Origin of the sequence: Pseudomonas oryzihabitans, assembly GCF_032027545.1 — a bacterium.
Lineage (GTDB): Bacteria > Pseudomonadota > Gammaproteobacteria > Pseudomonadales > Pseudomonadaceae > Chryseomonas > Chryseomonas oryzihabitans_F.
Genome location: NZ_JAVSJB010000002.1, coordinates 207,389 through 228,633, shown reverse-complemented (window position 1 = coordinate 228,633; position 21,245 = coordinate 207,389). Strand labels below are relative to the sequence as shown.

Below are 21,245 nucleotides of genomic sequence, written 5' to 3'. Positions count from 1 at the left end.
CAGGCCGGCAAGCCCCACTCAATACACATCCTTCAGATAGCGCTTCTGCTCGCTCATCACACGCAGGTATTCGGCGGCGGCTTCGTCGCCGAGCTGGCCGTGGGTCGCCACCACCTGGCGCAGGGCCTGGTCAACGTCCTTGGCCATGCGGCTGGCATCGCCGCAGATATAGACGCGGGCACCGTCCTGCAGCCAGCGCCAGACCTCGGCGCCGCGTTCGCGTAGCCGATCCTGGACATAGATCTTCTCGGCCTGGTCGCGAGAGAAGGCCAGACTGAGTTCGTCCAGGGTGCCGTCGTGCTGGAAGGCCTCCAGCTCGTCGCGGTAGTAGAAGTCGTGGGCGGCGTGCTGTTCGCCGAAGAACAGCCAGTTGCGGCCGTTGTCGCCACGGGCGCGGCGTTCGTGGAGAAAGCCGCGGAAGGGCGCGATGCCAGTGCCGGGGCCGATCATGATCAGCGGCACGTCGCCCTGTTCCGGCAGGCGGAAGTGGCGCGACGGCTGGATATGGACGTCGGTGGTAGCGTCCTGCAGGCGGTCGGCGAGGAAGGTGGAGGCCACGCCCTTGCGCGCGCCGTAGCGTACCGCCGACACGGTGAGGTGCACCTGGCCGGCATGGGCCAGCGGGCTGGAGGCGATGGAATAGAGGCGCGGCTGCAGGCGCTTGAGGCTGGCGAGCAGTTCCTCGCCGTCGAGGCGAGCGGGGAAGCTGGCCAGGACGTCGGCCAGTTGCCGGCCCCAGAGCCAGGCCTTGAGTTCGTCGCGGGCGGCCAGCAGGGCACGGCAGTCGGCGTGGCCGCTGCGTTCGGCCACCAGGGCCAGGGTTTCGTGGCTGGGCCGGGCGATCTCGTAGTGCTCGGCCAGCGCCTGGCGCAAGGGCAGCTCGCCGACCTTGGGCACGCTAACGGATTGCTCTCCGTCGAGTCCGGCCAGGGTCAGGATTTCCTCCACCAACTCGGGGCAGTTGCGCGCCCGGACGCTGAGGGCGTCGCCGGCCTGGTAGTCCAGGGGGTGTTCGCTTTCGAAGCCGAACAGCCTGACTTCCTTGTTGGAGCCGGCGCTGTTGAGTCTCTGGTTGATCACCAGCCGCGCCGGCCGCGCGGCAGGGCGAGCTGGCGTGGCGGTGCTGGCAGCCGGGGAGCTGGTCGCGGTGGGTGCCAGTTGCCTGTGCAGCCCGGTCAGCCAGGCGTCGGCGCGGTCGTGGCCGTCGGCGTCGCACTCGAGCCGGGCGCACAGGCGACGGGCGCCAAGTTCGGCCAGGCGGGCGTCGAGGCGCTGGCCATGGCCGCAGAATTGATCGTAGGTGGAGTCGCCCAGGGCCAGGACGGCGTAGTCCAGGTTGGCGAGCGAGGTGTCGAGGCGGCTGAGGCCTTGCCAGAAACTCTGGCCATTGTCCGGCGCCTCGCCGTCGCCAAAGGTGCTGCTGACCAGCAGGGCGCGGCGCGTTCCGGCCAGGCGCTCCACGGCGTAGGTGGCCATATCGTGCAGTTCCACCGCCAGCCCCGCTTCGCGCAGCCGCGTGGCGCAGCGTTCGGCCAGGGCTTCGGCGCTGCCGGTCTGGGAGGCCCAGAGCACCACCAGGTCGGCCGGCTTGGCAGGTGCCAGGGTTTCAATCGGGGTTTGTGGCAGGCGACTGAACAGTCCGGCGAGCAGGCCATCGAGCCAGAGGCGGGTGTCGGCGGCCAGGGGTGCCTGGGCGGGCAGGCAGGGCACACCCTGGATACCACCGTCGCGCAGGCCGTCCAGGAAACCGGCCAGGTAGGTGCGCTCGGTGGCGCTGAGCTGGGGTCGCACGGCGGTCGTCGCGCCCGTGAGCTCGCCCAGGCGGTCGAGGGCGGGCATGCGAGACGCCTCCAGGGCGGGTTCGTCGGTGGGGAGCTGGTGGTGCGGGATGGTGGCGACACGGGTCAGGCGTACGGCGCAGACCTTGAGTTCCGGCTGCTGGGAGAGTGGGTCGATGGCATCGCTGGTGACGGCGTTGATGGCCAGGTCCTGGCCATACACGTCGGCCCAGTGGAAGGGGGCGAAACAGTTGCCAGGTTGCACGCGGTCGCTGAGGGTCACCGGCAGCACGGCGCGACCGCGGCGGGAGGTGATTTCCAGGCGGTCGCCATCCGTGAGGCCCAGCGCCTGGGCGTCCTGGGGATGCACTTCGACGAAGGGGGCCGGATTGAGGCGATTGAGGGTGGCGATCTTGCCGGTCTTGGTCAGGGTATGCCACTGGTGCTGCAGGCGACCGGTGTTGAGCACGAAGGGGTAGTCGGCATCGGGCAATTCCGCCGGGTCCAGGTGGGGGCGGGCGAAGAACTGCGCCTTGCCGCTGGCGGTGGCGAAATTGAGCACGGTCGGCTCGCCGGATTCGTCCAGGCGCAGGGTCTGGCTGCGGCCGTCGTTGCGGTAGCGGATCGGTTGGCGCGGGGTGCTTTCCACGCAGGGACAGGGCCATTGCAGCGGGGTCTCGCGCAGGCGGGCATGGCTGGCGCCGCGGATGTCGTAGCCGGTCTGCGGATTGTGGAATTGCTTGATTTCCTCGAACACCTCGGCGGCCGAGCTGTAGGCGAAGTGCTCGCCATAACCCATGGCACAGGCGACGTCGGCGATGATCCGCCAGTCGGCACGGGCCTCGCCGGGCGGATTGACGGCCTGGGGCGCCAGGGTCAGGTTGCGCTCGGAGTTGATCAGCACGCCATCCGCCTCGGCCCAGAGGGCGCCGGGCAAGAGGATGTCGGCGTACCTGTTGGTCTCGGTATCGAGGAAGGCATCCTGGGTGATCACCAGCTCGGCGGCCTGGAGCCCGCGGATGACGCTGGCACGATTGGCCACACTGGCCACCGGGTTGGTGCAGATGATCCAGCAGGCCTTGACGGTGCCGGCGGCCAGATCCTCGAACAGGGCGACGGTGCCCTGGCCCAGGCGGGTGTGCAGGGTGCCTTCCGGCACGCCCCAGGCTTGCTCGACGAAGGCGCGGTCGGCGGCGGACAGCACGCTGCGCTGGCCGGGCAGGCCGGGGCCCATGTAGCCCATCTCGCGTCCGCCCATGGCGTTCGGCTGGCCGGTGAGGGAGAAGGGGCCGCTGCCCGGCCGGCAGATCTTGCCGGTGGCCAGGTGTAGGTTGCACAGGGCGTTGGTGCTCCAGGTGCCGTGGGTGCTCTGGTTCAGCCCCATGGTCCAGAGGCTGGTCCATTCGCCGGCTTCGCCGATCCAGCGCGCGGCGGTACGGATGTCCGCCTCGACCAGGCCGGTCTCCGCGGCGACGCGCGCCGGGGGGTAGTCGGCGAGAAAGGCGGGCATGGCCGCCCACCCCTCGGTGTGTGCGGCGATGAAGGCTTCGTCGACATAGCCCTCGGCGTGCAGCAGATGCAGCAGGCCGTTGAGCAGCAGCAGATCGGTGCCCGCCCGTAGTTGCAGGAACAGATCGGCCTTCTCGGCGGTGGCGGTGCGCCGCGGATCGATGACGATCAGCTTGGCGCCGCTCTTGACCCTGTCCAGCAGGCGCAGGAAGAGGATGGGGTGGCAGTCGGCCATGTTGGCGCCGCTGACCAGGAAGAGGTCGGCGCGGTCGAAGTCGTCGTAGGAACCGGGCGGACCGTCGGCACCGAGGGACAGCTTGTAGCCGGTGCCGGCGCTGGCCATGCACAGCCGGGAGTTGGATTCGAGCTGGTTGGTGCCGATGCAGCCGCGCGCCAGCTTGCTCGCCAGGTATTGGGCCTCCAGCGACATTTGCCCCGACACATAGAAGGCGATGGCGTCGGGCCCATCGCGCTCGAGGATGGCGCGCAACCGCTCGGCGGTGGCGGCGATGGCCTGGTCCATGCCGGTCTGCACCGGTTCGTGGGAGCGGTCGCCCCTGATATAGGCGTGCTCCATGCGGCCACTGTCCACCAGCGCCTGGTGGCTGGTGCTGCCCTTGGTGCAGAGGCGGCCGCGATTGGCGGGGTGGTCGCGATCGCCGCTGACCTTGGTGACCCGGCCATCTTCCACCTGCATGACGATCCCGCAGCCGACGCCGCAATAGGGGCAGACGCTCTTGAGGTGGGTGGTGGTCATGGCAAGGGTCCCCTGATACCGAAAGCAAAGGCACGGAAAGCAAAAAGGCGCCGGTCGCTCTCCCTTGGCGGGAAGCGAACACGGCGCCTTTGTCGTGAAAGGGAGCGATCAGCGTTGACCAACCCCTGGGCGAGATTTAGCAAGGCCCGCGCCAGTTCGCTTCGGCGGGCGGTAGGAAGCGCTTCAGTCCTGGCTTCGCCCGGGCTGGACGACGCGGGCGAGGGGCTCGCCCACTGCCTGTCAGGTGCGCCGCGACGGGGCAGGCGGGCCCGGTCCTGCACCGTTCTGGTTCCACCTGGCGGCCAGGCCTTGCGCGGCATTTCCTTGCCTACAGTGGCTACAGGCCGCGCCAGCCGGGGGTTTTCACGACCTCCAGCGGAACTGGCACAGCCGATGCAGGAGCCATGGCAGACCCGCCAATTCGGGTCGCCCGGTCGATCAACGGCGATCGACTGCCACTGCAGGCAACGGGCACGGAGCAGCGCCAAGCGCTCCTCCTTACAGAGAACAGGCAAAGGCGCCTGAGACCGCAAGGTTTCAGGCGCCTTTTTTTATTGCCGCGAATCAACCTGATTGGCCTCGGCCGGGGGATAGCCTCCATGAACAGCATCGTGACCCGCAAAGAACGCCTGATCGTCGTCGGCAACGGCATGGTCGGCCATCACCTCGTCGAGCAACTGCTGGCGGCCGGTGCCCTGGACCACTACGAGATCCACGTTTTCGGCGAAGAGCGCCAGCGTGCCTATGACCGTGTGCACCTCTCCGAATACTTCGCCGGTCGCGACGCCGAATCCCTGGCCATGAGCGAAGCCGGTCTCTATGCCGTGCCCGGCCTGGTACTGCACCTGGGCTGCGCGGTGACCGCCATCGACCGTGAGCGGCGCGAGGTGCTGACCGCCGACGGCGCCTTCGGTTACGAGCGCCTGGTGCTGGCCACCGGCTCCTACCCGTTCGTGCCGCCCATCGAAGGGGCCGAGGGTGATTCGCGGCTGGTCTACCGGACCCTCGACGACCTGGACACCATCCGCCTGGCCGCCACCAAGGCCCGCCGTGGCGTGGTGGTGGGCGGTGGCCTGCTCGGTCTGGAAGCGGCCAATGCGCTGAAGTCCCTGGGCCTGGAAGCCCATGTGGTGGAATTCGCCCCACGCCTGATGCCGGTGCAGCTGGACGATCTCGGCGGCGCCGCGCTCAAGCAGCGTATCGAAGACCTCGGCGTGGGCGTGCACCTGTCCAAGGCCACCCAGAACATCACCGCCGGCAGCGAGTATCGCTACCGCATGAACTTCGCCGGCGAGGATTTCCTCGAGACCGACCTCATCCTGTTTTCCGCCGGCATCCGTCCCCAGGACGCCCTGGCCCGCGGCTGCGGCCTGGAACTCGGCCCTCGTGGCGGGGTGGCGGTGGACAACCTCTGCCTGACCAGCGACCCCGCCATCCATGCCATCGGCGAGTGCGCGGCCTGGAACGGCAGCATCTTCGGCCTGGTCGCCCCGGGCTACCAGATGGCGCGCCTGGTGGCCGCCGAACTCTGCCACGGCCAGAGCACTCCCTTCACTGGCGCCGACATGTCCACCAAGCTCAAGCTGCTGGGCGTGGACGTGGGCTCCATCGGCGATGCCCACGGCGCTACCCCGGGTGCGCGCAGCTATCGCTACATCGACGAGGCCAGCGCCAGCTACCGCCGCCTGGTGGTCTCCGCCGATGGCAAGCACGTCCTCGGCGCCGTGCTGGTGGGTGACAACAGCTACTACGACACCCTGCTGCAATACGCCCAGAACGGCATCCCGCTGCCCCAGGACCCGGCCAGCCTGATCATGCCGGTGGGCGAGGGCGCCCCCACCCTGGGTGCCGATGCCCTGCCGGCCACCGCGACCCTCTGCTCCTGCCACAACGTCACCAAGGGCGCGGTGTGCGCCGCCATCGACGCCGGCTGCACCGACCTCGCCGGTATCAAGAGTTGCACCAAGGCCGGTACCGGTTGCGGTGGCTGCGCCGCGCTGGTCAAGCAGGTGTTCGAGCACGAGCTGATCGCCCGCGGCGTGGCGGTCGACAAGAGCCTCTGCGAGCACTTCGCCCATACCCGTCAGGAGCTCTATCACCTGGTGCGCGTGGAAGGTATCGAGAGTTTCGACGAACTGCTGGCGCGCCATGGCCGCGGTCACCACGGCTGCGACATCTGCAAGCCGGCGGTGGGCTCCATCCTGGCGTCCTGCTGGAACGGCTCCATCACCGATCCGCACCTGGTGCCTCTGCAGGACACCAACGACACCTTCATGGCCAACATGCAGAAGAACGGTACCTACTCGGTGGTACCGCGCATCCCGGGCGGCGAGATCACCCCGGAAGGCCTGATCGCCATCGGCCAGGTGGCGAAGAAATACGACCTCTACACCAAGATCACCGGCGGCCAGCGCATCGACCTGTTCGGCGCCCAGTTGCACGAACTGCCGGACATCTGGGGCGAACTGATCGCCGCCGGCTTCGAGACCGGCCATGCCTACGGCAAGTCGACTCGTACGGTGAAGAGCTGCGTGGGCAGCACCTGGTGCCGCTACGGGGTGCAGGACAGCGTCAAGATGGCGCTCGACATCGAGCACCGCTACAAGGGCCTGCGTTCGCCGCACAAGCTCAAGTTCGCCGTCAGCGGCTGCACCCGTGAATGCGCCGAGGCGCAGAGCAAGGACATCGGCGTGATCGCCACCGAGAACGGCTGGAACCTCTATGTCTGCGGCAACGGTGGCATGCGCCCGCGCCACGCCGAGCTGTTCGCCACCGACCTGGATGACGAAACGCTGATCCGCTACATCGACCGCCTGCTGATGTTCTACATACGCACCGCCGACCGCCTGCAGCGCACCTCGGTGTGGCGCGAGTCCCTGGAAGGCGGGCTGGACTACCTCAAGCAGGTGATCATCGACGACAGCCTGGGCCTGGGTGCCGAGCTGGAAGCCCAGATGCAGCTGGTAGTGGATCGCTACGAGTGCGAATGGGCCAATGCCCTGAACGATCCCGACAAGCTCAAGCGCTTCCGCACCTTCGTCAATGAGCGCGGCGGCGATCCGGACATCCACTTCGTCAAGGAGCGCGGCCAGCGCCGGCCGGCGCGCCATGGCGAGCTTCAGCTCATCGCCGTCACCGAGGAGGCTTGACTCATGACCCAGACCAATACCGCACGCGCCCCGCAGCCTGCCTGGCGCCCGCTGTGCAGCCTGGCCGACCTGGTGCCCCAATCCGGCGTGGTGGCCCTGCACGACGGTGAGCAGGTGGCGCTGTTCTACCTGCCCGACACCGCGCAGAAGGTCTTCGCCGTGGGCAACCGCGATCCCAAGTCCGGCGCCAATGTCATCGGCCGCGGCATCGTCGGCCAGTTGGGCGACGACCTGGTGATCGCCTCGCCGCTGTACAAGCAGCATTTCCGCCTGAGCGACGGCGGCTGCCTGGAGTATCCCGAGCAGGCGCTGCCCACCTGGGCGGTGCGGCTGAACGGAGACCAGGTGGAGATCGCCTGAGACGGATCTACCCTCACCCCAACCCTCTCCCGGAGGGCGAGGGGACGGTAGGGAGCGAAGGCCTGAGTGCCGTAGCCTGGACAACGGCGGAGCCTTGTCCGGGACCGATCAGCGAGGCGGTCGGATTGCTCTCATCCTGGCGCTCTCCCGGGAGGAGAAGGGATGGTTCGGTGTAGCGATGTTGTTTCTGTTGTGGCCTGGACAACGGCCGAGCCTTGTCCGGGACTGATCAGCGAGGCGGTCGGATTGCCCTCATCCTCGTCCTCTCCCAGGGGAGCGGGGAATGGGCTGGTGGGGAGGGCGGCCGCGCAGCCTGGTCCGGGAAGCCCTGCGTCCGCAGAGGTAACTGTTGCACCAGCGGTAGTGCAGCATTGCGCGAATGGTGTCCGTCCGGGGCGGCGGAGCAGCCGCGGTGGGTCGATACTGCAGAGGCAGGGCATTGTCCGTCGGACTGTCGCCATGCCCCGCAGGAGGTCACCATGCGTACGACAAGAACCATTTGCTCCGTGCTCTTCATCGCCCTGTTGCTCGCGCTCGCCGTGCTGGATGGCTGGTTGACGCGGTCGCCGCCGGAGCCGCTGCAGCTCGCCGATCCGGTTTGCACCCATGGCTATGCCCCCTACGGCTGTTATCCGGTGCCGACGCGGGGCGGCGACCTCGGTTGGCTGGAGCGCCTCTGACGCAAGGCTAGACGGGAGGCGCCACGCGGGCCAGTAGCGGCGCCAGCTCGCTGGCGGCCAGGGCGATGTCGTCCTGGACCTCGTCGCAGGGCAGGTCGTCTAGCCACTCCCGCTGCGTTGCCGTCAGCCCTTCGATGACCACGTCTACGCCCAGCGACCGCCCGAGGATGGCCAGCGAGCGGACGATGGTCGGATCGGCCGAGCCGTTCTCGTCGGGTGGCAGTCGGCCCGGGTCGAGGCGCACGCCGTCCATTGGCAGGCGGCGCACCTGGGCGAGTGCGGCGCAGCCCCCCGCGAAGTCCGCCAGGCTCAGGCGCACGCCCAGCCCCTTGAGCGCTGCCAGTTGCCCGAGCCGTGCTTCGGTATCGTCTTGTAACGTCGCTTCGCTGACCTGGAGTTCCAGCCGCGCGGGCGTAAGACCGCTGTCCTGCAGGGCCTGGGCGACGCCGTCCGCCAGTGGTGCACGGCCATTGAACTGGCGGGTCGACAGCCGCACCCCGACCTTGAGTCCGGCGGGCCAGGTCGCCGCCGCGCGGCAAGCCTGGTCCAGCAGCCAGCTACCCAAGGGGAGGCTGAGGCCGCTGTCCTCGGCCAGCGGCAGGAAGGCGGCGGGAGGCAGCAGACCGCGGGTCGGATGCGCCCAGAACACCTGGGCCTCGAAGCCCAGCAGGTCGCCGTCGCGATTGGCCCGGTACGGCAGGAAGTGCAGGCGCAGCTGGTCGCGGGCCTGCTCCATGGCCAGGCGCAGCTCCTGTTCCAGTTGGCGGCGCTGGCTGAGCTGGGCGTCCATCGCCGAAGCGTAGAAGCACCAGCCGTTACGTCCCGCGGCCTTGGCCTGGTAGAGCGCGATGTCGGCCAGCCGCAGCAATTCTTCGGCCTGGCTGGCCTGGCTGGGGGCCTGGGCGATGCCGATGCTGGTGCCGACGCTGACGGTCTGCTCTTCCAGGACGATGGGCTGGTTCAGGGCCGCCACCAGGCGCGCGCAGATCTGCTCGATCACCTCCGTTTCCAGGGCGCCCAGCAGGACCACGATGAATTCGTCGCCACCGATGCGGGCCACCAGCCCCCCGGGACGCAGGTTGGTCTGCAGGCGCTGGGCGACCTTCTGCAGCACGTGGTCGCCGGCGGCGTGCCCGAGACTGTCGTTGATCGGCTTGAAGCGGTCCAGGTCGAGGCTGAGCAGGGTGAGGGGGGCCGCCGTCTCCATGAGCTGACCGGCAAGGAATTGCTGCAGATGCAGGCGGTTGGAGAGGCCCGTCAGGCTGTCGTGCAGGGACAGGTGCTCGATTTCCGCCTGGGCGGTGACCGCGGCGGTGATGTCGCTGGCGGTGCCGCGGTAGCCATTGCCCTGGGGCAGCGGCCGGGCGGTGATCTCGCAGACGCGGGGCTGGCCCAGGCGGTCGCGATAGTGGCAGCGCAGCACTTCGCGCTCATCGCTGCGCTGGGTGCTGGCGGCGAGCCAGGCGGCCAGGGTGGTCGTCTCGGGGCTGAACAGCTCGGCCAGGGAGCGGCCCAGCCAGCTGTGCGGGGTATTGCCGGTGACCCGGGCGAAGCGCTCGGACAGGTAGGAGATCCGGCCTTCGGTATCGACCTCCCAGAGCCAGTCGGAGGCGGCCTCGGCGAGGTCGCGAAAGCGTCTTTCGCTGCGGGTCAGTTCCGCCTGGCTGGCGACCAGGGCATCGAACTGCTGGTCGAGCTGGCGGGCCGAACTCAGGGCGTGGCGAATCAACAGCGCCAGCACCAGGGCCAGCATCAGCACCCCGGCGAGAAACACCGGCAGGGTCTGGCGCAAGAGGTGGGCACCGGGCTGCGGCGGCCGCCAGTTGAGCAGCCAGGGGGAGTCCAGCAGGTGCATGGACTCGAAGCCTTCCAGGGGCGTCGGCGAAGGCTGCAGCGCCGGCAGGCCGTAGGTATCGCTCAGGTGGTCCAGCTTGACCGGATCGAGGACGTTGACGAACAGCATCACCGACGGCGTCCCGGCCTCGGCGGAGACGCTGGAGCTGGCACCGGGCGTGATGGTCGCTGCGGCGACCAGCGCGGGTACCCCGGCGACGCCGAACAGGCGTACCACGCTGTCGGTTTCCCCGGGGTGATCGCGCGTCGCCGCCAGCAGTTCGGTCAGGTCGCCCTGCAGCCATTGCTCGGCGGGACGCTGCGTAGGCACGCCGTCGATCACCGCATAGACGGTGCGATCCTCGGGGTTCAGGACGAACACGCCGTTGTAGCCATAGAGCTCGTAGGGAATGTCGCCGACGTTGCGCTCGTCGTTGGCCCAGAACAGGTCCACGCTCAGATGCAGGTGCTTGTAGGCCTCGCCCCACTTGGCGTAGTTGATGATGTTGTGGCCGATCTCGTTCTGCACCTGGGCCAGAGTACGGGCGATGTAGGTCTGGGCGCGTTGCTGGACGTCGGCATCCTGGCTGGTGGCGGTCTTGATCAGCAGGTAGCAGCCCAGGCCGAGCAGGATCGGCAGGGCGCAGATGGCCGGAAATAGCCGCAGCAGGAGGTTGTGGCTGCGGCGGGTGGCGACGGGAGTTGACGACATGCGAGACCTGGGGGCGGAAGGACGACGGTCAGGTGCTCGGACGGCTGCCGGAAAGGGTCGAGAGGCTGACCTGGCCAGCGGTCATTATCCCTGGCCCTACGTCCTACGTCCCCTGGCCTTCTGACCAGGGGCGGTGGCGATTCCCCGGACGGTCGTTGCGCTCAGCGGTGCGGCGGGTAGGCGGTCAGCAACTCGTTGACCAGGCGGCCGAAGGCGGCGTTGCGCTGGGCGGGCGTGGCGTTCTGGTCGTCCGCCAGGCGCTCTTCGCTGGCGCGCCAGACCAGCTTGCCGTCGCGACCGTCGAGCATGTCGAGCTGCACCGTCATCACCGGATAGCTGACGGTCTGGGTGCGCACGTAGCCGGGTCCCCAGGGACCAGGGCCCCAGCCAGGACCCCAGGGGCCGCCCCAGCCACCGCCCCAGTAGGGATCGGCGTAGCTGTAGCTCTGCTGGCGCTGGTCGAGGATCACATAGAGCTTGATCTTCAGGTCCGGCCGGGTGCCGGCCGCGGCAGGGCGCAGCCCGCGCTGATCGAGGCCGCCGCTGACCGCATCGCGCAGGCGCTGCTCGGTGAGATCGCTGCGGATGCGCGGATCGTTGGGGCGGTACTCGATCGCCGGATCGGCCCAGCTCCAGCTGCGATAGGCGGCGAAATCGCGGCTGGCATCGTAGTCCAGATTGTTTGGCCCCCGCTCGGCGCAGGCGGCGAGCAGCAGGACCGAAAGTAGGAGCAGGCAGCGTTTCATGGGCAGGCCTCGACGATGAGGTGGTCAGTCTGCTTGGACTGGCTTAAGGACGACTTATCCCCCGTCAGCGTGGCGGATAGTTGGCCAGCAGCCGCTGGGTGGTGTCCCTCAGGGCACGGGCGCGTTCGCCGCTGCTGCCGCCCGCGGCCTGCTCGGCGGACGAATGCCAGAGCAGGCGGCCGGTGGCGGGGTCCAGCAGTTCCACCTCCAGCACGTCGACCACGTAGGTGCGGGTACGGGTGCGCGCCTGGCCAACCGTGGCGCCGTAGCCGGGGCCGTAGCCATAGGGGCCGTAGCCACCGTAGCCATAGTTGGTGTCGTAATAGTCGGTGTACTGCTCGCTGCGCTGCTGCTGGGTGAGGCGGGCGCGTACCTGCAGGTCGGCGCGGGTGCCGCCGACGGCTGGTCGCAGGCCACGCTGGTCGAGGCCGTCCGCTACCACCTGCTGTACGGTCTGGCCATCCAGGCCTCCACTGACCACCGCGGCACCGGGCGCCCAGGTCCAGGTCCGGTAGCGACTCCAGTCGGTGAGCGCCACCGGATAGGCCGCCGGATCCTGCTGCGGCAGCACCGGCGCGGAGGCCTCCGGCAGGCTGCTGGCGACGTAGGGATTGGGACTCTGGCAACCGGCCAGGGTGAACAGCGCGAGCGACAGGCAGAACAGGGGGCGACGCATGACCTCTTCCTCGACGGAGTGCCTGGCCAGAGCATACCGTGCCCGGCGCTATCCTGCCTTAGCCTGGCAGAGCCAATGCAGGTAGCGCCCCAGGCCAGCGAAGACCGGATGGCGCCGATGGGCCAGCTCCATGGCCACCAGTTCCTCGGCGTCGGCACGGGACTGGAAATCCGCTGGCATGTAGTCGTGGAAGACGCGCACGCCGCTGCGTGCCTGGATCTGCCACTGCGGCGCCAGCCAGGTCTCCACCTCGCGCGGATCGAGGGGCTGTTGCGGGGTGAGGCCGCGCCCTTCACCGGCGTAGTGGCCGCGCCTGAGCTTGCGGAAATGCCCCTTGAGCAGGTTGCGATAGATCAGGGCATCGCGGTTGTAGAAGGCCAGGGACAGCCAGCCGCCCTGGGCCAGGCAGCGGTGCAGCGTGGGCAGGATCGCCGTGGGCGTCTCCAGCCATTCCAGCACGGCGTGGCAGAGCACCAGGTCGAAGGGTTCGGCGAAGCCGGGCAACTCCTGCCAGGGCAGCGCCAGCCAGTCGGCGGTCAAGCCGGCAGCGGCGAAGGCCTCCTGGGCGCCAGCGAACATGGGGGCCGAGGGTTCGGCCAGGGTCACGGCGTGACCCTGCCGGGCCAGCCAGAGACTCATGTGGCCGAGGCCGGCACCTATGTCCAGCACCCGCAGCGGGCGTTGCGGCAGCACCTCGGCGAGGTCCGCCTGCAGCACGGCGAGGCGAATGGCGCCCTTGGTGCCGCCATAGATGTTGGCGGCGAAGCGGGTGGCACGGTCGTCGAAGAAGGTATCGCTCATGGCAGGAAGCGCCTTTCGTTGTCGGCCAGCTTGGCCAGTACCGCCTGCTCCACGTCCAGCCCCAGTTCGCTGCCCAGTTGCAGCAGATAGAGCAGCACGTCGGCGATCTCCTGGCCGGCATGTTCGCGCTCGGCAGCGCTCAGTTCGCGCGCCTCGGCGTCGCTCTTCCACTGGAAGATCTCCACCAGCTCGGCCATCTCGACGCTGGCGGCCATCGCCAGGTTCTTGGGGTTGTGGTAACGCCGCCAGGCGTTGGCGTCGCGGATGGTGTGCAGGCGGGAGAGCAGGGCGGGGAGGTCCATGGGCGTCCGAGGATTCGCGGAAAAGGCTCATTCTCCCATGGGTGAGCGACGCCTGTAGAGGACAGCCTGACGCCGCTGCTCTACCCTGAGGCCATCGAGGCAAAACTGGAGACCCTATGAGCGTTCGCCTTTGCGCGCTGTGGTTGGCGCTGATCACGTTCACCGGCAGTGCCCATGCGGAAAAACTGCTGCTGGAAGGGACCCTCGGCAAGGCCGTCGTGGTGGTGGACGTCGACACGGCGGCGGGTGACGAAGCCTATGGTCGCTATTTCTACGACCGCTACCGACGTGATCTGCGGCTGAGCGGTCCGGCGCAGTCGGGTGACCAGCTGAAATTGGAGGAAGGCGCGCCCTGGCAGGACGGCCCCAAGGCAAGCTGGTCGCTGACGCGCGGGAAGGACGGTCGCTGGACCGGCATTTGGAGCGGCGACGGCAAGACCCTGCCCATCGCCCTGGCCCCCCTGCAGTTGGAGCCGGCCACCGCCCTGGATGGCTATCGGCAGAAACTGCGCCAGGACGATCCCTACGAATTCCGTCGCCTGCAGGGGCTCAAGCTGGAACAAGGCGAGCGCCAGGCCTTCATGGGCCGCGAGCTGCGCTGGTGGCGCGAGCCGGTCTCGGGCATGCGGCTGTTCACCGTGGCAGGCGCCAGCGAGACGGCCAATGCTGCGCTGCGCGAGCGACTCTGGGCGGAGGTGGATGCCCATCTGAGCTGCGTCGGCAGCGATGGCGACCATAGCCTGACGGTGACGCCCCAATTGCTCACCGAGCGGGTGCTCAGCGTCAACCTGTTCAGCCAGTACAGCTGCAGCGGCGCCGCCCATCCGGATTTCGGCAGTGCGCCCCTGACCCTGGACCTCAAGACCGGCCAGGAGCTGGCGCTGGAGGATTTCCTTTGGCTGGGTCACGGCAAGCCGATTCGGCCCGTGGCGGAAGATCGCTATTCCCAGGTCCTGGCGGACTACCGGGCAAAGTCCCTGGCACCCTGGGTGATACGGCTGTTCATTCGCCTGTATCCCGAATTGATGCAGGCCCCGGCCCCTGGCGACGGCTGCGACTACCGCAGCGCCGACGTCTGGCAATTCGCCCCCTGGTACCTGACGCCCGAGGGCCTCTACCTCGGCCCGACCTTCTTCCGCGCCGCCCGCAACTGCGACGAACCCGGCGGCACCCTGGTGCCCTACGCCGAGGTCCGCAAGCATCCGGGGCCGCGGGTGGGGTTGTTACCTCGGTAAGGTGGCTCCGTAGCGTGGAAAACCGCGGAGCGTTTTCCACTGGGAAGGAAAGCCCCATGTGGGTAAGGCTGCGCCGTTACCCACCCTACGCGTAGCCGAGCGTCTGTAGCGTGGAAAACTACACAGTGTTTTCCATTGGCACTAGGGTTTCAGCGGCGAGCAAGGCTGCCTCCTCATCCACGCTAATCATCAACGATCAGCCGTTTGCCCAAGGTAACGGCCTCCACCTCGGTGTAGCCCAGGGCGGCATAGAAGCCGGCCACCGCGGTGTTCTCGCGACGCACCATCAGGTGCAGCTTGGGGCAGCCTCGTTCGATCAGCAGGCGTTCGGCGGTTTCCATCAGGCGCCGGGCATGGCCCTGGCGTCGATGCGCCGGTGCCACCGCCAGGTAATAGAGCCAGCCGCGATGGCCGTCATTGCCGACCATGGCGCTGGCCATGAGGGTGCCGTCCACCTCGCCCACCAGGAACAGCTCCGGCTGCTCGGCGAGCTTGCGCTCGATGTCGCGATAGGGATCGTTCCAGGGGCGGGTCAGGCCGCAGGTCTGCCAGAGGCTGACCACGGCCTCGGTATCGGCGGGCTGGAAGGGGCGGATGTGCATGGCAGAGTCCAAAAGCGGGGCGACGCCCAAAGATAACAGGCGTGGTTTTGGGCTTCGAGGATGGTGCTGGCTTCAATGGCTCCATCGCGGCCATGGCGGTCCGCCGATGCGGCCACTCCTACGGTCCTGATACACCCTGTAGGAGCAACTGTCTTATCGCCTGAGCCACCCAAGACGAATGTCCGCTCGAAGCGCCCCCTCTCCCTCCGGGAAAGGGCTGGGGTGAGGGAAACTCTAGCGGCGAACTCCCCGTGGAAAAGGCTGCGCCGTTTTCCACACTACGGCCTGACGACACAGCCTCATCCACCGGGCAACCTAGCGCGGCCATGGCCGCGATTAGCTTCCAGCTAGAGAAAGTTCTCCGCATAGTGACAGGCCACCTGGCGGGCTTCCACGTTGCGCAGGGCCGGCACCTCGGTCTTGCACTTCTCCGTGGCATAGGGGCAGCGACGGTGGAAGACGCACCCGGGTGGCGGGTCCAGCGGATTGGGCAGTTCGCCCTGGATGCGGATGCGCGGCTTGCTCGGGTCCGGGTGCAGGCTCGGGGTGGCTGACAGCAGCATCTGGGTGTAGGGATGCAGCGGCCGCTCGAACAGCAGGTCGCGGCTGGTCTTCTCGACGATGCAGCCGAGGTACATCACCATCACCTCGTCGGCGATGTGACGCACCACCGAGAGGTTGTGGGAGATGAACACATAGGCCGTGCGGTACTGCTGCTGCAGGTCCATGAACAGGTTGAGCACCTGCGCCTGGATGGACACGTCCAGCGCCGAGGTCGGCTCGTCCGCCACCAGCACCCTGGGTTGCAGCATCATGGCGCGGGCCACGGCGATGCGCTGGCGCTGGCCGCCGGAGAACATGTGTGGATAGCGCTGGTAGTGCTCGGGCCGCAGACCCACCTGCTGCATCATCGCCTGCACCTTCTCGCGTCTTTCGCCGCGGGAGAGGTCGGTGTTGATCTGCAGCGGCTCGGCCAACTGGTCGCCGATCTTGCGCCGCGGATTGAGCGAGGCGTAGGGGTTCTGGAACACCATCTGCACCTCGCGGCGCAGTGCCTTGCGCCGGGCAGCGTCGGCCTGGGCGACGTCCTGGCCGCCGATCAGCAGACTGCCGGCGGTGGGCTGTTCGATCAGGGTCAGGGCGCGGGCCAGGGTGGACTTGCCACAGCCGGATTCACCCACCACGGCCAGGGTGCGCCCGGCCTGGAGATCGAAGGAGACGCCGTTAAGCGCCTTGACCGTGGCGCTGTCCTTGAACAGGCCGCGGGAGAGCTGGTAGTGCCGGGTCAGGTTCCGGGCTTCGAGGACGCTCCCCTGGGTAGCGGGGCTAGCGAGGACGGTGGCTTCAGACGGCGCCATGGCGATCCTCCGGCAACTGGCTGGGTCGTTGATGTTCGGGCAGCACCTTGGGCGCCTCGCCCGGGCTGACATTGCGCGGGAAGAAGCAGCGCACCGCGCCGCGGTCGTAGGGTTCCAACGCCGGCCTCTCCTGGCAGCGCGGCTGTACATAGGGGCAGCGCGGGCTGAGCAGACAGCCGGCGGGACGGTCATAGCGACCGGGGACGATGCCCGGCAGGGTGTGCAGGCGGTCCGTCTGGCTGTGCTCGGGAATGGCCGCCAGCAGGGCTTCGGTGTAGGGGTGGGCGGGGGCGTCGAACAGGGTCGGCACCACGCCTTTCTCCACCGCCTGGCCGGCATACATCACCACCACGCGCTGGGCGGTCTCGGCCACCACGGCGAGGTCATGGGTGATGAGGATCAGGCCCATGCCCTCGTCGCGCTGCAGATTGACCAGCAGTTCCATGATCTGCGCCTGGATGGTCACGTCCAGGGCAGTGGTGGGTTCGTCGGCGATCAGCAGGCGCGGCTCGGCGGCGATGGCCATGGCGATGGCCACGCGCTGGCTCATGCCGCCGGACAGCTGGTGCGGATAGGCGCCCAGGCGGCTGGCGGCCGCCGGGATCTCCACCTTCTCCAGCAGTTGCAGGGCGCGCTGGCGGGCGGCGGCGCCCTTGAGACCGAGGTGCTGGCGGATCACCTCTTCCAGCTGGAAGCCCACGGTATAGCTGGGATTGAGCGCCGTCATCGGGTCCTGGAAGACCATCGACAGCTCCTTGCCGATCAGGTGGCGCCGACGGCGGCCCTTGAGGCTGAGCAGGTCCTGACCGTCGAAGTGCAGCCGGTCGGCGGTGATGCGACCAGGATGATCGACCAGGCCCATCACGGCCATCATGGTCACCGACTTGCCGGAGCCGGACTCTCCGACGATGGCGACGATCTCGCCCTGATCCACCGTGAGATCGAGGCCTTCCACCACCGGCGGGGCGTCGGTGCCGCCGAAGCGCACCGAGAGGTTCTGGATTTCGAGGAGGCTCATGACTGCACCTTCAGACGCGGATCGAGGGCATCGCGCAGGCCGTCGCCCATCAGGTTGATGGCCAGCACGGTGAAGAGGATGGCGAGGCCCGGCAGGGTCACCACCCACCAGGCGCGCTCGATGTAGTCGCGGGCCGAGGCCAGCATGGTGCCCCACTCGGGGGTGGGTGGCTGCACGCCAAGGCCGAGGAAGCCCAGGGCGGCGGCATCGAGGATCGCCGAGGAAAAGCTCAGGGTGGCCTGGACGATCAGCGGCGCCATGCAGTTGGGCAGCACGCTGACGAACATCAGCCGCAGGGTGCCGGCGCCGGCCAGCCGCGAGGCGGTGACGTAGTCGCGATGCAGCTCGCCCATCACCGCGGCGCGGGTCAGGCGTACGTAGGAGGGCAGCGAGACCACGGCGATGGCCACCACGGTGTTGATCAGGCCTGGGCCGAGGATGGCGACGATGGCTACGGCCAGCAGCAGCGAGGGCAGCGCCAGCATGATGTCCATCAGGCGCATGATCACCGGGCCCGCGCGATTGGGCGAGAAGCCGGCGACCAGCCCGAGCAGGATGCCCGGGATCAGCGAGAAGACCACCGAGGCGAGACCGATCAGCAGCGACAGCCGGGCGCCGTGGATCAACCGGCTGAGGATGTCGCGGCCGAGTTCGTCGGTCCCCAGAAGGAACTGACGGGTGCCGCCTTCCAGCCATAGCGGGGGGGTGAGCATGAAGTCGCGGAACTGCTCGCTGGGCGCATGGGGCGCGACCCAGGGCGCGAAGAGTGCGCAGAAGACCACGATGACCATGAAGATCAGTCCGCCCAGGGCGCCCTTGTTGCGGGCGAAGGCATGCCAGAACTCCTTGAAGGGAGAGGGGTAGAGGGCGCTCGGGTCTTGAGCGGCCGGGGTGTTTACCGTTGTCATAGGCTCTGTCCGTGCGGGCGCATCAACGCTGGTGGCGGATGCGCGGGTTGACCAGGCCGTAGAGGATGTCCACGACGAAATTGACCAGGATGACCAGGGTGGCGATCAGCAGGATGCCGTTCTGCACCACCGGGTAGTCCCGGGCGCCGATGGCCTCGATCAGCCACTTGCCGATGCCGGGCCAGGAGAAGATGGTTTCGGTCAGCACCGCGCCGGAGAGCAGGCTGCCCACCTGCAGGCCGAGCACCGTCAGCACCGGGATCAGGGCGTTGCGCAGGGCATGGACGAAGACCACCCGCTTGGGCGACAGGCCCTTGGCCCGGGCCGTGCGGACGTAGTCCTCACGCAGCACCTCGAGCATGGCCGAGCGGGTCATGCGGGCGATCACCGCCAGGGGGATGGTGCCCACCACGATGGCCGGCAGGATCAGGTGCTTGAGCGCATCCAGGAAGGCGCCGGGCTCGTCGGAGAGCAGGGTGTCGATGAGCATGAAGCCGGTGCGCGGCGGGATGTCGTAGAGCAGGTCCAGACGGCCGGAGACCGGGGTCCAGCCAAGTTGTACCGAGAACAGCATGATCAGCAGCAGGCCCCACCAGAAGATCGGCATCGAGTAGCCAGTCAGGGCCACGCCCATCACCCCGTGGTCCACCGTGGTGCCGCGCCTCAGGGCGGCGAGGATGCCGGCCAGCACGCCGAACACCGTGGCGAACAGCATGGCCGCCACCGAGAGTTCCAGGGTGGCCGGGAACAGGGTCAGGAACTCGTCCCAGACCCCGACGCGACTGCGCAGGGATTCGCCGAGGTTGCCCTGGGCGAGATTGCCGATGTAGTCGAAGTACTGCTGGTACAGGGGCTTGTCGAGACCCAGGCGGTGCATGGCTTCGGCATGCATCTGCGGATCGACGCGGCGTTCGCCCATCATGACCTCCACCGGATCGCCGGGGATGAGGCGGATCAGGGCGAAGGTCAACAGGGTGACGCCGAAGAACGTCGGTATCAGCAGCCCGAAGCGACGGGCGATGAAGGCGAGCATCGGAGGGGGTATCTCCTCTTGAGGCTGATCAAGACGGCGCGGGTACCTGCCCGGCCGCGTTTTTGGATGAGACCTTGTGGGTCTCCATTCATCCCTGAAGGCGCCATCCTGGCGCTGCACGAGCGACGCCTGCTGAAGGCGCCTCGTTCGGTCCTACTGAAACTGTCGAAGAGCGCTCTGGAACGGCGCTGCAAGCCCGGCAGGTTACCACGTCGCCCGCGCTGTCGACATCCTCGACATAGCCCGGGCTTCGCCGGTGTTCGCGACGCGATCCCGGCCAGATGCCGGGCGCTTCGCTGAATCTGCCGGACCTGGCCATCACAGTAGGTTGAACGGCAGGGTGGAGACCAGGCGCAGTTCCTTGACGTTGCCGTCGACCTGGTTCTGGCTGGCGCGGTGATCGGTCAGCAGCAGGCGGAAGCGGCTGTCCTTGAGGGCGCCCTGCTGCACCTTGTAGGTGGTGATCAGGCCGATCTCGTGGTGCTTCTCGCCATCCTGCTGCAGGACCTCGGCATAGTTGGCGTACTTGCCGGCGCCGGCATCGTAGTGGGTGCCGTCGATGTCCCAGCCCTTGGCGTACCAGATACCGGTGCTCAGGCCGGGCACGCCGAAATAGCTCCAGTCAGTTTCGTAACGGATCTGCAGCGACTTCTCGTTGGGGCCGTTGTAGTCCGAGACCAGGGAGTTGGCCAGGTAGATGGCCGCCGTCTCGTGGGCGTAGTCGAAGTACTCGTTGCCGTCGATCTGCTGATAGGCCAGGGTCAGGCTGTGGGCCTGGTGGCTGCCGGTGAACGCCAGGCTCCAAGCGGTGTTGTCGATGTCGCCGGCCTTGGCGCTGCCGGCGTCGAGGGTGCGATAGGCGTTGGCCACCGCCTTCCAGGCAAAGGTGTCCAGGTTGCCACCGGACTGGGTCAGGCTCAGGAAGTACTGGTTCCAGACGTCCTCGAAGTTGGCGCCATAGACGCTGACCTCCCAGCCCTGGGGCAATTTGTAGTTGCCGCCGAGGAAGCTCAGGCGATCGGCGGTGACTTCGCGGGTGCCGTACTCGGTGGTCCACTTTTCGTCGCCGGCGCCGGTTCGCGGGCTCACCCGGGTGAAGGTGCCGCCCTGCAGCGAGAGGTTGTCCCACTCGTCGCTGGTGAAGGCCAGGCCATCGAAGCTGGAGGGGAAGGGGCGGTTGTCGTTGTAGCTGATCACCGGGGTGTCGAGCATGAAGCGGCCGACCTTGAGCTCGGTGTTGGATATCCGCATCCGTGCATTGGCGATGCCCAGCTTGGACCACTCGGCATGGCCCTCACCGTCGGCATTGGCCAGGGTGCGGTTGCCGCCGCCGCCAATTTCACCCTTGCCGCGCTCCAGGTTGGTGGCCTGGTAGCCGGCCACGTCGATACCGAAGCCCACGGTGCCCTGGGTGTAGCCGGAACTGTACTTGAGCGCCGTGGCCTGGACCCAGGTGTTGCGGGAGTGGGTACGGACCCGGGTGCCGTTCTTTCCGTAGCTGAAGATGGGATCTGAGCTGGTCTCGCGGGAGAAGAAGTTGCGCGTGGTCAGGGTCAGGCTGTCATCGGCGAGAAAGCCCTTGGCACCTTCCTGACCCTTCACCGGCTTCTGCACGTTGGGCAGGGTCTGGACTTCATTGGCGTAGCTGGGATCGGTCGGCGCCGGGGACTGGGCGTGGGCGGCCAGGGCCAGGGTCAACAGGGAGAGGGCGAGGCCGCCACGGTGGACGTTGGTCATCGGTTGTGCTCCAAAGCGATCGTGTTTTCTGGTTGTCTGGGCATTTTTCGG

General features: G+C 67.9%; 16 protein-coding genes. 4 read left to right on the top strand and 12 right to left on the bottom strand.

The window, feature by feature from the left end; genetic code table 11:
- Positions 1–18: 18 nt before the first annotated feature.
- Positions 19–4,044, bottom strand: a complete 4,026-nt coding sequence (locus RND78_RS03590; RefSeq protein ID WP_312726145.1) for a bifunctional nitrate reductase/sulfite reductase flavoprotein subunit alpha — start codon at positions 4,042–4,044, stop codon at positions 19–21.
- 599 nt (positions 4,045–4,643) lie between these two features.
- Between RND78_RS03590 and nirB the strand changes: the two genes are divergently transcribed.
- The 3 genes from nirB to RND78_RS03575 all read left to right on the top strand — a co-directional run bounded on the left by nirB (position 4,644) and on the right by RND78_RS03575 (position 8,233).
- Positions 4,644–7,193: a nitrite reductase large subunit NirB gene (gene nirB / locus RND78_RS03585; protein WP_312726144.1), complete on the top strand. Its 2,550-nt coding sequence runs from the start codon at positions 4,644–4,646 to the stop codon at positions 7,191–7,193.
- A 3-nt stretch (positions 7,194–7,196) separates the two neighbouring features.
- Positions 7,197–7,553: a nitrite reductase small subunit NirD gene (gene nirD, locus RND78_RS03580; RefSeq protein WP_312726142.1), complete on the top strand. Its 357-nt coding sequence runs from the start codon at positions 7,197–7,199 to the stop codon at positions 7,551–7,553.
- A gap of 479 nt (positions 7,554–8,032) precedes the next feature.
- Positions 8,033–8,233: a hypothetical protein gene (locus RND78_RS03575; RefSeq protein ID WP_312726141.1), complete on the top strand. Its 201-nt coding sequence runs from the start codon at positions 8,033–8,035 to the stop codon at positions 8,231–8,233.
- A gap of 7 nt (positions 8,234–8,240) precedes the next feature.
- Here the strand turns inward: RND78_RS03575 and RND78_RS03570 are convergent, their stop codons facing one another.
- The 5 genes from RND78_RS03570 to RND78_RS03550 all read right to left on the bottom strand — a co-directional run bounded on the left by RND78_RS03570 (position 8,241) and on the right by RND78_RS03550 (position 13,303).
- On the bottom strand, positions 8,241–10,778 hold the full coding sequence (locus RND78_RS03570; protein ID WP_312726140.1) for a diguanylate cyclase domain-containing protein: 2,538 nt from the start codon (positions 10,776–10,778) through the stop codon (positions 8,241–8,243).
- A gap of 161 nt (positions 10,779–10,939) precedes the next feature.
- Positions 10,940–11,524, bottom strand: coding sequence for a DUF4136 domain-containing protein (locus RND78_RS03565; protein ID WP_295516795.1), 585 nt, complete (start codon positions 11,522–11,524; stop codon positions 10,940–10,942).
- Positions 11,525–11,588: 64 nt separating this feature from the next.
- Positions 11,589–12,200 (bottom strand): DUF4136 domain-containing protein, encoded by a 612-nt coding sequence (locus RND78_RS03560; RefSeq protein ID WP_312726135.1) that lies wholly within the window; start codon positions 12,198–12,200, stop codon positions 11,589–11,591.
- A gap of 48 nt (positions 12,201–12,248) precedes the next feature.
- A complete protein-coding gene (locus tag RND78_RS03555; protein WP_312726133.1) occupies positions 12,249–13,001 on the bottom strand; it encodes a methyltransferase domain-containing protein in 753 nt (250 codons plus the stop codon).
- Positions 12,998–13,303: a nucleotide pyrophosphohydrolase gene (locus RND78_RS03550; RefSeq protein WP_312726131.1), complete on the bottom strand. Its 306-nt coding sequence runs from the start codon at positions 13,301–13,303 to the stop codon at positions 12,998–13,000. The genes RND78_RS03555 and RND78_RS03550 overlap by 4 nt, the downstream gene beginning before the upstream one ends.
- 116 nt (positions 13,304–13,419) lie before the next feature.
- Between RND78_RS03550 and RND78_RS03545 the strand changes: the two genes are divergently transcribed.
- A complete protein-coding gene (locus RND78_RS03545) occupies positions 13,420–14,538 on the top strand; it encodes a hypothetical protein (RefSeq protein ID WP_312726128.1) in 1,119 nt (372 codons plus the stop codon).
- Between the two features lie 182 nt (positions 14,539–14,720).
- Here RND78_RS03545 and RND78_RS03540 read toward each other — a convergent pair whose 3' ends face one another.
- The 6 genes from RND78_RS03540 to RND78_RS03515 form a co-directional block, all read right to left on the bottom strand.
- On the bottom strand, positions 14,721–15,140 hold the full coding sequence (locus RND78_RS03540; protein WP_312726125.1) for a GNAT family acetyltransferase: 420 nt from the start codon (positions 15,138–15,140) through the stop codon (positions 14,721–14,723).
- 347 nt (positions 15,141–15,487) lie between these two features.
- A complete protein-coding gene (locus tag RND78_RS03535; protein ID WP_312726123.1) occupies positions 15,488–16,498 on the bottom strand; it encodes a peptide ABC transporter ATP-binding protein in 1,011 nt (336 codons plus the stop codon).
- On the bottom strand, positions 16,485–17,516 hold the full coding sequence (locus RND78_RS03530; RefSeq protein WP_312726120.1) for an ABC transporter ATP-binding protein: 1,032 nt from the start codon (positions 17,514–17,516) through the stop codon (positions 16,485–16,487). The genes RND78_RS03535 and RND78_RS03530 overlap by 14 nt, the downstream gene beginning before the upstream one ends.
- Complete coding sequence (locus RND78_RS03525) at positions 17,513–18,424, bottom strand: ABC transporter permease subunit (RefSeq protein ID WP_312726118.1); 912 nt, start codon at positions 18,422–18,424, stop codon at positions 17,513–17,515. The genes RND78_RS03530 and RND78_RS03525 overlap by 4 nt, the downstream gene beginning before the upstream one ends.
- 22 nt (positions 18,425–18,446) lie before the next feature.
- Positions 18,447–19,457, bottom strand: coding sequence for an ABC transporter permease subunit (locus tag RND78_RS03520; protein ID WP_312726116.1), 1,011 nt, complete (start codon positions 19,455–19,457; stop codon positions 18,447–18,449).
- A gap of 318 nt (positions 19,458–19,775) precedes the next feature.
- Positions 19,776–21,194, bottom strand: coding sequence for an OprD family outer membrane porin (locus RND78_RS03515; protein ID WP_312726113.1), 1,419 nt, complete (start codon positions 21,192–21,194; stop codon positions 19,776–19,778).
- Between the last annotated feature and the right edge of the window lie 51 nt (positions 21,195–21,245).